At 66.5% G+C, this 14,817-nt stretch carries 13 protein-coding genes and 1 pseudogene; 4 read left to right on the top strand and 10 right to left on the bottom strand.

The annotated features are described in order from the left end of the window. Positions 1 to 2: 2 nt before the first annotated feature. From phaR to HLH29_RS02330, 8 genes are all read right to left on the bottom strand, one after another. Positions 3 to 629 (bottom strand): polyhydroxyalkanoate synthesis repressor PhaR, encoded by a 627-nt coding sequence (gene phaR, locus HLH29_RS02365; RefSeq protein WP_182964455.1) that lies wholly within the window; start codon positions 627 to 629, stop codon positions 3 to 5. A 322-nt stretch (positions 630 to 951) separates the two neighbouring features. Next, positions 952 to 1,599, bottom strand: a complete 648-nt coding sequence (locus HLH29_RS02360; RefSeq protein ID WP_246373662.1) for a glutathione S-transferase family protein — start codon at positions 1,597 to 1,599, stop codon at positions 952 to 954. Positions 1,600 to 1,632: 33 nt separating this feature from the next. After that, entirely contained in the window at positions 1,633 to 2,331 is a 699-nt protein-coding gene (locus HLH29_RS02355) for a phosphoribosyltransferase (protein ID WP_182964397.1), read from the bottom strand. Next, positions 2,328 to 3,599 carry an amidohydrolase gene (locus HLH29_RS02350; RefSeq protein ID WP_182964396.1) on the bottom strand — a complete coding sequence of 424 codons (1,272 nt, stop codon included), beginning with the start codon at positions 3,597 to 3,599 and terminating at the stop codon, positions 2,328 to 2,330. Before HLH29_RS02350 ends, HLH29_RS02355 begins: the two co-directional genes overlap by 4 nt. Before the next feature lie 7 nt (positions 3,600 to 3,606). Beyond that, a complete protein-coding gene (locus HLH29_RS02345) occupies positions 3,607 to 5,391 on the bottom strand; it encodes an adenine deaminase (RefSeq protein WP_182964395.1) in 1,785 nt (594 codons plus the stop codon). Then, positions 5,388 to 6,485 (bottom strand): nucleoside hydrolase, encoded by a 1,098-nt coding sequence (locus HLH29_RS02340; RefSeq protein WP_182964394.1) that lies wholly within the window; start codon positions 6,483 to 6,485, stop codon positions 5,388 to 5,390. Before HLH29_RS02340 ends, HLH29_RS02345 begins: the two co-directional genes overlap by 4 nt. Before the next feature lie 10 nt (positions 6,486 to 6,495). After that, positions 6,496 to 7,836: an NCS2 family permease gene (locus tag HLH29_RS02335; protein ID WP_182964393.1), complete on the bottom strand. Its 1,341-nt coding sequence runs from the start codon at positions 7,834 to 7,836 to the stop codon at positions 6,496 to 6,498. A gap of 4 nt (positions 7,837 to 7,840) precedes the next feature. Beyond that, positions 7,841 to 10,234: a TonB-dependent receptor gene (locus HLH29_RS02330; protein WP_182964392.1), complete on the bottom strand. Its 2,394-nt coding sequence runs from the start codon at positions 10,232 to 10,234 to the stop codon at positions 7,841 to 7,843. Positions 10,235 to 10,396: 162 nt separating this feature from the next. Between HLH29_RS02330 and HLH29_RS02325 the strand changes: the two genes are divergently transcribed. After that, positions 10,397 to 11,167: a GntR family transcriptional regulator gene (locus HLH29_RS02325; RefSeq protein WP_182964391.1), complete on the top strand. Its 771-nt coding sequence runs from the start codon at positions 10,397 to 10,399 to the stop codon at positions 11,165 to 11,167. Between the two features lie 48 nt (positions 11,168 to 11,215). Here the strand turns inward: HLH29_RS02325 and gloB are convergent, their stop codons facing one another. Then, on the bottom strand, positions 11,216 to 11,944 hold the full coding sequence (gloB, locus tag HLH29_RS02320; protein WP_182964390.1) for a hydroxyacylglutathione hydrolase: 729 nt from the start codon (positions 11,942 to 11,944) through the stop codon (positions 11,216 to 11,218). A gap of 72 nt (positions 11,945 to 12,016) precedes the next feature. Here gloB and HLH29_RS02315 point away from each other — a divergent pair, with 72 nt between their 5' ends. From HLH29_RS02315 to HLH29_RS02305, 3 genes are all read left to right on the top strand, one after another. Further along, positions 12,017 to 12,742, top strand: a complete 726-nt coding sequence (locus tag HLH29_RS02315) for a methyltransferase domain-containing protein (protein WP_182964389.1) — start codon at positions 12,017 to 12,019, stop codon at positions 12,740 to 12,742. Between the two features lie 84 nt (positions 12,743 to 12,826). Continuing rightward, on the top strand, positions 12,827 to 13,504 hold the full coding sequence (locus HLH29_RS02310; RefSeq protein WP_246373661.1) for a phosphatidylserine decarboxylase: 678 nt from the start codon (positions 12,827 to 12,829) through the stop codon (positions 13,502 to 13,504). Between the two features lie 20 nt (positions 13,505 to 13,524). Then, positions 13,525 to 14,484: a CDP-alcohol phosphatidyltransferase family protein gene (locus tag HLH29_RS02305; RefSeq protein ID WP_408871933.1), complete on the top strand. Its 960-nt coding sequence runs from the start codon at positions 13,525 to 13,527 to the stop codon at positions 14,482 to 14,484. On the opposite strand, the pseudogene HLH29_RS02300 reads toward HLH29_RS02305, so the two are convergent. Next, positions 14,382 to 14,810 (bottom strand): annotated as a pseudogene (locus HLH29_RS02300) (NADH-quinone oxidoreductase subunit B family protein); the annotation flags it as partial. The gene HLH29_RS02305 and the pseudogene HLH29_RS02300 overlap by 103 nt on opposite strands. Positions 14,811 to 14,817 lie beyond the last annotated feature (7 nt).

Raw genomic sequence — 14,817 nt, 5'->3', positions numbered from 1 at the left:
CCTCAGCCCGCGCCGGACGACGCGGCCAGTGCGGCCCGCAGGGCCGCAACCTCGCGGCGCAGGCGCAGCACTTCCCCTTCCATGCTCTCGCCGCTCCCGGCCACGCCCTCGGCCACCGCCACCGCGTTACCGTTCCCATCCTCATGCGACGCCGCCGGCTCGCGGAACGAGGCGAACACCGACATCGCCCGGTCCATCATCTCGATGTCCTGGCGGCCCAGACTCTCCATTTCCGGCGGCAGGAACGCCGCCATCGTCCGCTGCATGGTGGTGCGGACCGGGTGATGGTTGGCCGCGAAACGCTCCATCATCTGGTCCAGATAGTCCGGCACCAGCCCCTGCATGCTGTCGCCATAGAAACGGATGATCTGCCGTAGGAAGCTCGCGGGCAGCATGGCGCGCCCCTTGGTCTCTTCCTCCATGATGATCTGGGTCAGCACGGCGCGGGTGATATCGTCACCCGTACGGGCATCGAAAACCACGAAATCCCTGCCGGAACGGACCATGTCGGCCAGCGCGTCGAGCGTAACATAGATCGACCGTTCGGTGTCGTACAAACGTCGGTTAGCATATTTCTTGATGACGACCGGGGCGCACGGGCGGCTGGCATCCGGCAATATACCCTCCATCAACGGCTAGAGCAGATCCTGTTTGAACGTGTGCGTTCAAACAGGTGAAGATGCTCGTAAAAACAATAAACTAGAGCATTTCACCGAACCTGTGTTCGGTGAAAATGCTCTAGGCCGGCGGGTGGCCGGGGCATGAAACGAACCGCCGTGCAAGCTCCGGCGAGACAACACGAAAATGACATCCACCCAGGGCAGTCGCAGGACGACCACCCGGATATCGGCAACAGGGTCGAAAACCCTAGCATGACCGCCTATCCAATGCACAGGCCGCCCCCGCAACGCCTAACGCGCCGGCGGCCCGGCGGTGCCCGCCCCGATCGGACTATAAGGTGACCGCCGTCCGGGCCAGGCACGGCAGCCGGCAGGCCGCCTCGTACCAGGCTGCCAGTGCCGGACGGTCCAGCCGCCACGGATCATCCGCGAAGCGCACATCCAGATATCCCAGCGCACACGCCACCGACAGGCCGCCGATATCGATCGGCTCCAACGCGGGCGGCTCGCTTTCCAGCCGGTCCAGGCTGCGCCTGACCGCCGCAAGCTGGCGCTGGACCAGCGGATGGTCATGGGCCAGCCCGGCCGGAATCAGCGTCCGGACCAGGATCGCCGCATCGGCCAGCCCATCGCCCAGCGCCTGCATCCGCAGCACCCGCCGGCGCGCCTCGCCCCCGGCAGGGACCAGCCGTCCGCCTCCGGCCAGCCCGTCCAGATAATCCACGATCACCCGGCTGTCGTACACGCCCTCACCATCCGGCAGCTCCAGGGCCGGGATCTTGCACAGCGGGTTCGCCGCCAGCACCTCAGGCGGCGAGTCCGAGACCCGCACCGCAATTTCGGTCACGCGCGCCTCCAGCCCAAGCAGGATCACGGCAGCCCGCACCTTGCGCGCATAGGGGCTGAGCGGGGCGTGATAGAGCTTCATCGAGACGACATCCTTCGGCAGTCCCTCGCCAATCCGGTCTCGCGATACCATTGGCAATCCGCCGCAAAACGTCAAACCGCCCCATCACGGGACGGTCCAAGCTCCCGCCCCCGCATCATCGGGCGGCATCGTGCCGTCGACAGGCCGCCATCCCTCCCCTTCCCGGGCGAACAACGGCGTACGGAAGACCGAGGCGACGGGTATCCCGATCACGTCCATCCACCGCCGGGTCTGGCACATGACGCTCAACCCGCCCCCGGCCGGACACCCCGCACGATCCAGCAGGGCCAATGCCGCCGCGAGAGAGGCTCCGGTGCTGACGACATCGTCGACGACCAGAATCCGTCGTCCCCGGAGCAGATCCAGAATATTGGGATCGAGATAGAGGCGTTTGCCGCCACCTGGGCTCGTGATCGAACTGAGGGAAACCGACAGTGCGTCGTCATACCAGAATTTCCGCGACGTCCCCAACGGAACGAAGCGATCATGCCCACATCCCCGGGCGACACCGGGGCCGACCGACAGGCCGAGCGTGGGCAGCGCGACAATGACGTCCGGCGCGAACGCCCGCGCGGCCCGCGTCATCTCATCGACGATCGCATCCAGAACGGTGAACGAGGCCTGGTTCGCAAGAAAGGACGCAACCGCATGCTGGCCGTCCGGCAAGGGGCGCAGGGGCAGGTCGAACCAGCGCGCTCCGACCCCGACAGTGTATCGCGACCGATAGGGCGGGCCGGGTGCACGTTCGGCCACGAAATCCTGCCAGAACGCAAGCGTGCTCATGCGCCTTCGACCAGGGCGGTGAACAGCCTGACCGCGACAGGCAACGCCGCCTCGTCGAAATCGAACGTCCCGGCATGATGCCCGGCGGAAAGATCCGCGCCGATCAGGCAGTAACCGGCATGACCGCCGCGTTCGCGGACGCGCCGCATGAAATAGGTCGCATCGTCCCCCCCGCCGATCGGCCATTCCTCGACGACGCTGCCGACCCCGATCCTGCCGGCAGCTTCGGCCACGCGCCGCATGGCCTCGCGGTCCGGGGCAATCCCGATGCTGCGGCCACACGGAATGGTTTCGACCGCGACATCCTGCATTCTCGCCGCCCCCTGCACGATATCGTCCACCCTTTTGGCGAGCGAGGCGAGAATCTCCTCGGTTTCCCCGCGATATTCCATTTCGATCACCGCGTGATCGGCAATGACGTTGCGGGCCGTCCCGGCCCGTACCGTCCCGACATTGACATGCGTGACACCGTCGCCGTCGCGCGGCATGGCATGCAGCCCCAACGCCGCCGCGGCAGCCGCGAGCAGCGCATTGCGCCCCAGTTGCGGTGCCATGGCCGCATGAGCCGGCGCCCCGCGAAAGATCACATCCTGCTTGACGGCCCAGAGAAAGCCATTCGCCGCCGTGGCAACCTGCCCCGAGGGCAGCAGGCAGCCCAGGTGGCCGGCGAAGAACAGGTCGACATCGTCGACGACGCCAGCCTCGACGAGGGGCAGCGCGCCACGTCCTCCTTCTTCGGCGGGCTGGAAAATCAGCCGTAGCGTCCCCCTCCAGCGGGATTCCGGCGAAGCCAGGGCAGCAGCGACGGCCAGGCCGATCGCGGTGTGGCCGTCATGACCGCAGGCATGCATCCTCCCCGGCCGGATGGAGGCGAAACCCTCGCGAAACGGACGGTGGGCGTCACTTTCGGCCTCGGCAACAGGCAGGGCATCGATATCGAAACGCAGCGCCGTGACCGGGCCCGCGCCGCGCCGCATGTCGGCGACGACGGCGGTCTGGCCTTCCGGCATGCGAGCGATCCATTCCGGCCCGGCCCCCATGTCCAGGGCCGCCTGCTGTGCCTGGGCGATTGCCGCCGCCGTGGGAGGGGCCAGCATCGCGTCCGCCCGCATGACTTCGGGCCCGATCCGCAGATCGTATCCCAGTTCGGCCAGTCGTTCGGCGACACAGGCCGCCGTGCGATATTCCAGGAATCCGCATTCGGGAAAGCGATGCAAGGCACGCCGCATGCCGATCACATCGTGCGGGAATCCCCTCACCGTGGCCATGAACATCTCACGAGGCCACTACGCAGTCGGTGACGATCTCGCCGCTCATGCCGTCGGTAATGCCGATATCGGTCACATGCGGGCCAGCGTTGCAGGCCAGACTGGCACCGATGACCAGCTTGATCATGACCGGCAAGCCATTCCAGGTCGACACGTCGGACGCCGCGTCGCGCACCGCGACGAACCACCGCCCGACAGCCTCCGGCGCATCCGCCGACAGAAGGCCGCAGATCGGCAGGCGCAGTTCGGCCAGAACGCGCCCCCCCCGCGTCACCACCATGCCCCCGCCCGACGCGATGAGCGTATTCGCAGCCAACGCCATGTCGTCCGGATCGCGGCCATAGACTGCGAGATTATGACTGTCATGCAGGACGGTCGTGGCAATCGCGCCATTCCACGCCCCCCATCCCTCGATCACGCCCAGCCCCGGCCCGGTCGACGCACCGTAGCGATTGAACACCGCCATCAGCGCGGCGTCCGGCGGAATGACCACCTGACCGTTCCGGACATCCACTTCGCGCTTCCCCCAGCGGGTGAAGCGCGGCTTCTCCACGGTGCGGATCGTGGCGCGCATTCCCACGGCCGGAATGGCGAACTGGGCCGGCGAGACAGGCGAAAGGCGCATCGTCCCGCCCGGCGGCGATACCCTGTCCGGCCGCATGGCCATCGTCAGGGCGCCATCATGGGCCGCATGCGTGCCGGACACGAAGACCTCCCGCACCCCGAACGTCACCAGGTCCCCGAAGACGACCAGGTCGGCGCGCCGGCCCGGCGCAACGAGCCCGAGGTCGCGCCGGCCGATCCGCTGCGCCGCGTTCAACGTCGCGCAGCGCAACGCCTCCAGCCCGTCCATGCCATGATGCACCAGGCGCCGCAGCAGATGCACCATGCCCCCCTGCCGGACCAGGTCGTCGGGAAAGACGTCGTCGGTGCAGAGCGTGACGGTCTGCGGCACCCGCCCCAGTTCGCGGAAGGCCGCGACGGCCTCCGGCAGCACGGTTTCGTGCGAGACGCGCAATTCCAGCGTCATGCCGGCGCGCAGTTTCGCAAGAATATCCTGCCGGTCCGTCAGTTCGTGATCGGATTCGATACCGCCCGCGACGAAACCCTGGAGCGCGGGGCCTTCCAGGCCGCGCGCATGGCCGCAGACCAGCTTGCCGGACTCCAGGCCCGCCTGGACGATGCCGCTCATGCGCGGGCTGCGCTCCAGCACCCCCCGCATGTCCATGACTTCCGCCACGCCGATGATATCCGGCCAGGACAGCATCTCGGCCATCGCATCGGCGTCGAAATCGGCACCGCACCGTTCCAGCCCCGGTGCCGACGGCACGCAGGACGGCGCTTCGATCAGGATACGCAGCGGCAGGTCGCGCGCCGCCTCCACCGCCCAGCGCACGCCGGCAAGGCCGGCGACGTTGCCGAGTTCGTGCGGGTCCCAGCAGATCGTGGTGGTACCTTGCGGCACGACCACCCCGGCATAGGAACGCGGCGTCATCATCGAACTTTCGATATGCAGATGCGTGTCGATCAGGCCGGGCGCGACGACGGCGCCCGCCAGGTCGATAACCCTGCCGGCATCCCCGCGCGCGCCGCGCGGATGAACGCTGGCGATCAGGGACCCCACCAGGCCGACATCCGCCGCGCGCATTTCGCCGGTTGCCACATCGGCCACCATTCCACCCGACAGCAGAATGTCGAATGGCGCCTTGCCCCGCGCGGCCAGAACCGCCCTGTCACGCAGCGCCCGGTCGTTCAGGTCGGTCCCGGTGGAGGGGCGAAAGGTATCGGTCATGGCTTCACTCTCCCAACCGCGCGGACAAGATCGTCATAAAAGCGGGCTGCATCGACATCCGTCACGATCTCGACCACCCGCTCGCCGGTATGCGGCCGTGTCTGTTCCGGCCAGACATGCGCATATCCCCGGTTGGGGCCGTGGCTCAAATCGACACCCATGTAAGCGGACACGGTCTTTTTCACGATCGCGGGATCGACGGCAATCGCCGCCGCAAGCTCGTCCCACATGGGTTGCGCCTTGAAATACCGCTTCAGATAGGCGGAAAGCGGCGTATCCGCCACCGTCAGGCGCGCCAGCAGCTCCCGGTTCATGCGGATCGGATTGGCGACGCCGCCGATGGACATGATGGACGGAAACGGCGCCGTCAGGGTGATGTCGGCCGCCTCGGGATCGAACATCAGGTTGAAATCGGTATAGTAATCGGCACTGTCCGTCACTTGGCCGAGATTGCCGTCAACGATCCCGCCCATGAAGACAAGCCGCCTGCACAGGCCGGCGAATGCGGGGTCCAGCCGGATGGCCAGGGCGATATTGGTCATCGGCCCGGCGGCGATGATCGTCACCTGGTGCGGATGGGCATGAACCTGCCGGATCAGGAACAGCGCCGCCGTCTCGGTGGCGGGCCGAAGCGACGGCTCGCCCTCCTTCAACGGGGGCACGACGGGCTGCGTATCGGGCGCGTCCTTGCGCCATGCCCCCAGCCACGGCATCGCCCCATTCGCTTTTTCCCAGGCCAGCAAGCGCGGTCTGGAATTGACCAGCGGAAGCGTCGCGCCGGGCACCACCGGCACGTCACGGACGCCCGCGATCTCCAGAAAGCGCAGAAGATGCGCGACGGCGGCATTTTCCCACGCATCGCCGACCGTGACGGTAAAACCGAGAATCGTCACATCCGGCAGGCCGAGCAGCGGAATCACCGATTGTATGTTCGAACCGCCGGGACCATGGAAATCATTGTCCAGAATCACGAATTGCGGTTGGCCGGACGGCGCGGCCGCCCGCGCGCCCGTCAACGGCGCGACCGCGAGAGCGCAGGCCAGGCATGCCGAACCGAACAGGCGACGCAGGACGGTGACAGGGACGGCGGGCATGGAAATCCCTTCAGTGAAGATGGGCGGAGACGACGAAGAACAGGATGAAGATGCCACCCAGCATCCACAGCACGGGCGAAACCCGCCGACCGCCGGCCAGCATCATGAGCATATAGCTGAACGTACCCAGCGCCATGCCGTTGATCAGGTTGCTGGTCAGCAGGGCGATCGTGAACGTCAGCACCGCCGGAATGGTCTGCGTCTGATCCGTCAGGTCGAGCCGGGCAATACCGCCGAACATCAATATGCCCACCATCAGCAGCGCGGGCGCCGTCGCCTGCGGCGGAATGATCATGAAGAGTGGCCACAGAAACAGCGAGACAACGAAGCCGGCCGCGATGACCAGGGCCGTCAGGCCGGTCCTGCCGCCGGCCTGCACGCCGGTGACGGATTCGGAATAAACCGTGACCACCGCCGTGCCCAGCATCGGCCCGACGATGGTTCCGATCGCATCCGTCGCGAAAACCTCCGTTGCCCGCGGGATGGCTCCCGTTCTCCCCAGCAGTCCCGCCGCGCCGACGACGCCCAGCAGATTGGCCAGCGTGCCGAAAAGCTCCGTGCAGAGAAAAAAGAAGATCATCGGCAACAGATAGGCCAGATGGTGGGCGACATAGGCGAAATCGAGCCTGAAGGCCGTCTCGCGAGGCCAGACGGGCAGCGCCGCCAGCCGCGTGGGCCAGCGCGTGATCGTCCCGCCATGGCCGTCCGGCACGAACAATCCGGTAACGGTCATGACCATGATCGACAGGATCAGCGCGCCTGGTACGCGCCGGGCGACGAGCACCGGGGTCAGGATGAACCCGACAAGCGTGAGAACGACCCCCGGATCGCGGAGCGATCCCATGGTGATGAACGTATTCTTGCTGGCAACCACGAAGCCGGCATTGCGCATGCCGATGAACATGATCACCAGCCCGACGGCGATCTGTATGCCGACACGCAGCGGGTCGGGCAGTTCATGGGCGATCCGCTCCCGTACCCTGGTCAGGGTCAGGATCAGAAAAATGATGCCGGTCAGCGAAACGACGGCCAGCGCCGCCGGCCAGGGCACCTGCATCTGCACCACCAACACCCATGCGAAGATCACGTTGGACCCCATGGCCGGCGCCAGGCCGAGCGGCAGGTTGGCCAGCAGGCCGACCATGCCCGTCGAGAGGATGGCGATCAGGCAGGTGGCCGTCAGGACGCTGGCCCTGTCCATGCCGGTCGCGGCCAGGATCATCGGGTTGACCGCAACGCAATAGACCATGGCCGCGAACGTGGTCAGGCCGGCAACGACCTCCCGCCCCGCCGTCGTCCCGGCGCGGCGCAACCCGAACAACCGCTCCAGCCAGACGGAAGCGCCCCTCATCTCGTCAGAACCCGACGCTGCCGGTGATCATGGCGGCAAATCCGCCGGCAACATAATAGGTCGGCGTCCCGGTCGCGGCGATCATCGTTCCGCGTACCCCTCGGGTCGCGCGGGACGACGCCGCGATCCCGGCCGGGCCGGACAGATATTTATTGTCGCCGACATTCATCAGGTTCAGCCGGAATTCCGGGCGTGTGCGCCAGATTTTCGGAGCACGATAGCCGAAATTCATGTCGGCGTTGACATAGCCCGGCATCGCCTGGTCGTTCATGAAGGTCGAGAACTGACGTCCGACATACTTGACCTGGAAACCGGCGAAAAAAGTGCCGTCGTCATAATCCACGCCAACCGATGCCTGCACGTTGGGGCTGCGAACGGCCTGCTTTCCCTTCGTCGGCAGATAGTCGGTGCCGACCTGGTAATTGCTGTCGATACGGGCATTCAGATATTCGGCCGACAGATAGGACCGCACATGATGCCACGGACGGGTGCCGAGTTCGACATCCACGCCACGGGTCGTCTGGCCACCGGCATTGATGTTCTGCGTGACCTGGGCATTGTTGATGATGACCTGGGTCGAAACCTGGCGATTGGTGAAATTGTAATTGAAGAAGGTGACGGACGCATTCAGCATGTCGTCCTGGTACCGGTAGCCGATTTCCTCTTCGATCGAATATTCGGTCTTCTGGGCCGGGTTGGCGTAGGTCGTGATCTTTCCCGTGCTGGCACTATAGGTATCGTAAAGCGTATTCAGCGTCGGCGTGCGGAAATTGGTCGCGACGCCGCCAAAGATCTGGTGATGGGAATCGAAGCGATACCGGCCACCGAGATTCGGGGTCGTAACGGTCGCATTGTTGCCCGTCTGGTATCTGGCGCCGGGCAGGTAATTGTAGGCCTTGCGGTTGACCATCGTTTCCTTGATGCCGGCCTCCAGATGCAGCCGGTCGTCCATGGCCGAATAGGTATCCCCGAAAAACAGCGAATTGACCTTCGTTACGGTCAGATTGTCATAATTGGCAAGGCGCTTGCCATCGGACAGCGTGATATCGTCCTTGTATCCCCATACGTTCTGCGGGCCGCCATTCCCGCCGATCGCGGAATAGGCCGTGACGTTGCGCTCGCGCGACCAGTCGAACCAGTCGCCGAAGACGAGGGTATGATGACCGATCGCATAATGCACCTTGGACACCAGGCCGGGCCGGTAGACATAAGGCGTGCCGATCCCCGTATACATCAGCACCTTGTCGCCGATCACGCCGTTATGGTTCAGGTCGACCGCGTATTTCTGCGTGCCGGCATAGACGGCACTTTCGTTTATGACCGACGAGGACGCGATCGTTCCCGAATTCCAGTAGAAATAGGGCGTGAAGTCGAAACCGAGACGATCGTTGACGACGATGTTCTGCGGCGCGCTGATGACGATTACGCGATAGGGGCTCTGATGCAGCTTCCAGTAGCTCGGATCGTTCGGCCGGTAGTCCTCGGCATAGTTCGCCTTCCGCCCATATTGCTGCCAGGCCGCCAGCGACGGCGACAGATAGGCCACCTTCATCGAATCGTCGAAGGTCAGGACGAAGCTGCTGCGGCTGCCGTTCTCCCAGTCCTTCAGCATCTTGAAATCGACATGCTGCTTGTGGTCGTTGCCCATGCCACGGAAATGCGGCTCCTCAAGATGCGACCAGGCGACGAATGCGCGCAATCCGGTGTTGCCGATCAGGCCGCTGTTGAGACGCGCGAATTCGCGATGGGTATGGTACGAGCCGTACGAGGCGGCCGCGGTTCCACCGAAGCGTGTCGAGGGATCGATCAGCCGCATGCTGGTAATGCCGCCCGATGCGCCGATGACCGGCGAATCGAGATTCGCCGACCCCTGCTGCATGGTCACTTCCTCGAGGTTTTCCGAATCCACCCATTCGGTGGGAAAAGCCATGTAGGACCCGATATCGTTGAGCGGCGCGCCTTCCAGGGTAAAGCCGATCTGGTCGCTGTTCATGCCGCGCACGGTCATGTTGCCGCTCACCATGCCGTACGGGTCGGCGCTGGCCACGTTCGCGCCCGGCAGGGTGGAAAGCAGCCGGAAGACATTGGGGGTCGGCGCCTGCTTGGCGATATAATCCCGCGTGACCTCCGACCGGCTCCTGGTCCCGCTCTGGGGAACCATATGTCCCCCGCCGAAGGATTGCCCGACGATCGCGACCATTTCGGCATGGCTGGCTTCCACATGGGCGGACGGCTGCGGCTTGCCGGCCGGCCGGTTGCGCGTGGACTGCCCCCCGGACGCGCCCGCCGTGGCGTGACCTTGCGCGACCGGCTCACGACGCAGCGTTTCCGCGCCCCTGGCGCCCGCCAGGACGACACCATTGGACAGAATCGTGAGCAGGAGGAGGGATCGCCTCATGGCCGGGTTCCTTGACGATGGTGCGGCGTTGCGGATTTCGTGTTGACACGCCCCGCCCGGGACGGTCTGTCTCGGCACGGGATGTCCTAAGTTGTTATATGTCGTCCTATAACCTCATTGACTGACGAGTCAATGCGATTTTGTAACGAGAGATGATGCGAAATGACCGGGATGGGAGACACGCTTGCCGCGACGCTCGACGCCGCCGCGCCGACATCGCTGTACCTGCAACTCGCGGCCGATATCGACCGGCGGATCGGGCACGACCCGCGCTTCATGGATCGCCTGCCGTCGGAAGCCGAGCTATGCCGCCTGTATGACGTCAGCCGCATCACAGTGCGGCAGGCGCTGTCGCATCTCGCCGAACGGGGCCTGGTGGTGCGGCGCCACGGGCGCGGCACCTTCGTCAGCGAAGTCCGGCGGCCGGGACGACAGGACGCGATCTATTCCCTTGGCGAGGTCCTGGCGGCACAGGGGCTGACACCGGAAACGGAATTGCTGGCATTCGGCGAAGTTTCGCCGCCGCCGGACGTGCGCGCGGCCCTTGGCGTAACGGATCGGGCCCTGTTCCTGCGGCGCAGATTCGTGGTCAACGGCAAGCCGGTGGCCATCACGGAAGTCTGGTACCCGCCGGAATTCATCGGCCAGATCCAGCAGGACACCGCGCGCTCCCTCTCGTCAGCCATGATCCTGATCCGTCACCTGGGCCTGTCGATCGACCACGCCGACGTGACCATCGGCATGCAGAAGACCGACGGCGAAACCGCCCGGCGGCTGGACATGGTGCCCGACGCGGCGTTGATGAGCATCACCCGCGTGACATTCTGCACCGGCCGGGGTGCCGTGGAATGCAGCCGTGTCCTGCTGAGTACGGGGCGGGCGGCCTTCCGCGTCGATGCGGAAGGCCGGATCGAACCGGCATTCACCCCGTGACAGGGGACAACACGCCCGGATAGTCAACGCGCCTTTGCACGCCGTTTCTCAACGAAAGACATCCTTTTCCCGCCGCAGCCGCGCGAACGTCGCCGCGTCGGGGGCGCGCAGGAACGGATTGGTGCGCTTTTCCAGCCCCAGCCGAACCGGCACGGTCGGCTGCCCCTCGGCCCGCATTCTCTCGATCTCGGCCGCGCGTTCGCGCAACGCCCCATTGTCGGGATCGACCGCCAGCGCGAAGCGCGCGTTGGACTGCGTATATTCATGCCCGCAGCAGACCAGCGTCGCATCCGGCAGGGCGGCGATCCGGCGCAGGGACTGGAACATCTCCTCCGCCGAGCCTTCGAACAGCCGCCCGCAGCCCAGGCTGAACAGCGTGTCGCCACAGAACAGCGCCGGGGTCAGCGGAAAATAGTAGGCGACATGCCCGCGCGTATGGCCCGGCGTCTCCATCACGGTGCCGATGGCCCCGCCCAGCGTCACGCCGTCGCCGTCATTCACCGCCTGGTCCAGCATCGGCAGCCGGTAGGCATCGGCCGCCGCCCCGGTCACAATCGCACCGTAGCGCTTGCGCAGGGCATCGGTCGCCGCCACATGATCGGCATGATGATGCGTCAGGAAAATCTGGTCCAGCCGGCCGCCGGCCTGCTCCACCGCCGCGACCAGGGGCGCCTCCTCGGCCGGATCGACCAGCGCCGTGGCGCCGCTTTCCTCGTCGCGCAGCAGCCAGGCGTAATTGTCGGCCAGGATCGGCACCGGGTGAATGGCAAGCACCATGATCTCTCTCCGTCTCGTACGCGGCTCCGGGGCGGCCCGGCATTCTCCAACAGTTTGTGCTAATCGGGCCTGATGCAAGACGATATCTGCACAGCAGCCAGATTCTATGCCGGCCGCGCGGGCGAGAACACCGCCCGGCTGCTGCGGCATCGCCTGCATGCATTCTGGCCTCACACCGGCAACGACCGGATATTGGGGCTGGGCTACACGCTGCCCTTCCTGCCGCTCTGGGCCCGGCCGGACGGCACGCCCTGCATCTCGGCGCGGATGGACACGCCCGTCACCCGCGACGCCCCCCCCTTCACGCCGGAGGGCGTGCGCGACTGCCTGGTGGCCGAAGACCGCCTGCCCTTCCCCGACCTGTCCTTCGACCGGGTGCTGCTGGTCCACGCGCTGGAAATCACCCAGCGACCCGACGCACTCGTCCGCTCGGTATGGAAGGTCATGAAGGATCACGGCCGCCTGCTGCTGGTCGTGCCCAACCGCGCCGGCTGGTGGGCGCATTCCGACGGCACGCCCTTCGGCCAGGGCGAGCCCTTTTCCGCCCGCCAGATCGCGCGGCGCCTGTCACAGGCCTTCCTGCGCGCCGAACGGCATGACGGCGCGCTGTTCATGCCCCCGCCTGGGGCCGGGCACCGGCGCGCCGGCGCGCTGGCCGAAACTGCCGGCCACATGCTGCTGCCGCAACTGGGCGGCGTCTTCGTCATCGAAGCGGTCAAGGACGTCTATTCCGGCGTCCCGGCCCTGAGCGCGCCAGCCCTGATCTGCGCGCCCCGACGGATCTACGAACCCGGCTGACCGGCCCCCCGATCCATGCCACACTGGCGTCACACCGGCGCCACGCTTGACCCATCCCCCCGCAAACCCCATGAAGCTCGATCCATGTCCCTGATCCAGTCCATCAAGCTCGTCCTCGCGCGGCCGCATCCGGCCGCCCGTCCCTTCCTCCTGGCGTCGGGCGCCACCGCGCTGGCAGGCCGGCTCCTGCCCTGGCGCCCGGCCCGCTGGCTCAGCAACGCGGCGGGGCTGTTCTTCGGCTTCTGCCTCTATTTCTTCCGCGATCCGGAGCGCGTGCCGCCGGCCGACCCGCATCTGGCGGTGGCCCCCGCCGATGGCCGCGTGGTGTCGGTGGAAAAAATCTCCCCCCCCGCATCGCTGGACATGGGCGACGCACCCGTCTGGCGCATCGCCACCTTCCTGTCGGTGCTGGACGTGCATGTAAACCGCATGCCCGCCGCCGGAACCGTGACGCGCGTGGCCTATCACCCCGGCCAGTTCCTCAACGCCAGCCTGGACAAGGCGTCCGACCTCAACGAACGCAATGCCCTGCGCCTGACGCTGGAAGACGGGCGCAACCTGGCGGTGGTGCAGATCGCGGGCCTGATCGCCCGGCGCATCCTGTGCGATGCCGAGGAAGGCATGACCTATGAGGCCGGCGAGCGCTTCGGCCTGATCCGCTTCGGCTCGCGCACCGACCTGTACCTGCCGCCGGGCGTGGAACCGCTGGTCTCGACCGGCCAGACCATGATCGGCGGCGAAACGGTCATGGCGCGTCTCTGACCCCGATGGCCCTGCCCGACATGCCCCCCTCCTCCGCCCCGGCCGCGCCGCGGCGGCGGCGCCGGCTGATTCGCAGGCGACGGCCCCGCGTTCGCGGCCCGTCCTTCAACCGGCTGATCCCCAACATCATGACGATGCTGGGCCTGTGCGCGGGGCTGACGGGCATGCGCTTCGCGCTCGACGGACGCTTCGGCGACGCGGCGGTGGCATTGCTGATCGCCGCCTGCATCGACGGGCTGGACGGGCGCATCGCCCGCCTGCTGCGCGGCACCAGCCGCTTCGGCGCGGAATTCGACAGCCTGTCCGATTTCCTGTGTTTCGGCGTGGCACCGGGCTTCGTCCTGTATCTGTGGGCGCTGCGCGATGCCGGGCGCTACGGCTACCTGCCCTGCATCATGTTCACGGTCTGCATGGCGCTCCGCCTGGCGCGCTTCAACGCCAGCCTGGACGATACCGAAAAGCCCAAATACGCCAGCAATTTCTTCACCGGCGTCCCGGCCCCCGCCGGGGCAGGGCTGGCGCTGTTTCCGCTGTTCCTCGGGCTGGAGGCCCACAAGCTGGGCTGGAATCAGGTCTATGCCCTGACCCGCCTGCCCATCCTGCCGGCGCTGACGCTCAGCGGCACCGCGTTCCTGCTGGTCTGCACACTGCCCGTCTGGTCGTTCAAGAATTTCAAGGTCCCGTCGGCCTATGTGCTACCGCTGATGCTGGGCACCGGCGCCTATGCCGCCGTCCTGGTCGCCGACCCGTGGGGCGCGCTGGCCGCCGCAGGCGTGATCTATATCGCCCTGCTGCCCCTCAGCCGCCGCAGCTTCCACCGCCTGAAGCAGGAGGCCCTGGCCCTTCAGGCCGAGGAAGACAATCCGGAGGCCTCCAGCAACGCCGCCAGCCCGGCGACGATGGAAGCCGGCGAAGGCGGACAGCCGGGGATCGACGCATCCAGCGGCGCCCGACCCTCCAGCCCGCCCAGAACGGCATAATTCTCCCCAAACGGGCCGCCATCGATCGCGCAGGCCCCAACCGCCACCAGCGCCCTCGGATCGGGCATGGCATGCCATGTCGCCTCCAGCACCGGGGCCATGGCGCGGGTCAGCGGCCCGGTCACCAGCAGCACATCGGCCAGGCGCGGCGTCGTCACGAAACGCAGGCCCGTCGCCGACAGCGCATAGGCCGCCCCGTCCAGCGCCGAGACCTCCATCGCGCATCCCTCGCACCCGCCTGTATCCACGTGAAACACCGCCATCGGCCCCACGGCCGGCAGGCGGATGGCAGATCCACGCGCCAGAATCGCACGCAACAGCGCCAAGAATCGC

It is taken from the genome of Gluconacetobacter tumulicola (assembly GCF_014174215.1).
GTDB lineage: Bacteria > Pseudomonadota > Alphaproteobacteria > Acetobacterales > Acetobacteraceae > Gluconacetobacter > Gluconacetobacter tumulicola.
The sequence above is the reverse complement of the archived record's forward strand: the minus strand, read 5'-3'. Positions and strand labels throughout refer to the sequence as shown.

Bases quoted from the DNA above. Each gene is read 5' to 3' on its own strand.
- phaR (WP_182964455.1), bottom strand. From the start codon at position 629: ATGGAGGGTATATTGCCGGATGCCAGCCGCCCGTGCGCCCCGGTCGTC.
- HLH29_RS02360 (WP_246373662.1), bottom strand. From the start codon at position 1,599: ATGGTATCGCGAGACCGGATTGGCGAGGGACTGCCGAAGGATGTCGTC.
- HLH29_RS02355 (WP_182964397.1), bottom strand. From the start codon at position 2,331: ATGAGCACGCTTGCGTTCTGGCAGGATTTCGTGGCCGAACGTGCACCC.
- HLH29_RS02350 (WP_182964396.1), bottom strand. From the start codon at position 3,599: ATGGCCACGGTGAGGGGATTCCCGCACGATGTGATCGGCATGCGGCGT.
- HLH29_RS02345 (WP_182964395.1), bottom strand. From the start codon at position 5,391: ATGACCGATACCTTTCGCCCCTCCACCGGGACCGACCTGAACGACCGG.
- HLH29_RS02340 (WP_182964394.1), bottom strand. From the start codon at position 6,485: ATGCCCGCCGTCCCTGTCACCGTCCTGCGTCGCCTGTTCGGTTCGGCA.
- HLH29_RS02335 (WP_182964393.1), bottom strand. From the start codon at position 7,836: ATGAGGGGCGCTTCCGTCTGGCTGGAGCGGTTGTTCGGGTTGCGCCGC.
- HLH29_RS02330 (WP_182964392.1), bottom strand. From the start codon at position 10,234: ATGAGGCGATCCCTCCTCCTGCTCACGATTCTGTCCAATGGTGTCGTC.
- HLH29_RS02325 (WP_182964391.1), top strand. From the start codon at position 10,397: ATGACCGGGATGGGAGACACGCTTGCCGCGACGCTCGACGCCGCCGCG.
- gloB (WP_182964390.1), bottom strand. From the start codon at position 11,944: ATGGTGCTTGCCATTCACCCGGTGCCGATCCTGGCCGACAATTACGCC.
- HLH29_RS02315 (WP_182964389.1), top strand. From the start codon at position 12,017: ATGCAAGACGATATCTGCACAGCAGCCAGATTCTATGCCGGCCGCGCG.
- HLH29_RS02310 (WP_246373661.1), top strand. From the start codon at position 12,827: ATGTCCCTGATCCAGTCCATCAAGCTCGTCCTCGCGCGGCCGCATCCG.
- HLH29_RS02305 (WP_408871933.1), top strand. From the start codon at position 13,525: ATGCCCCCCTCCTCCGCCCCGGCCGCGCCGCGGCGGCGGCGCCGGCTG.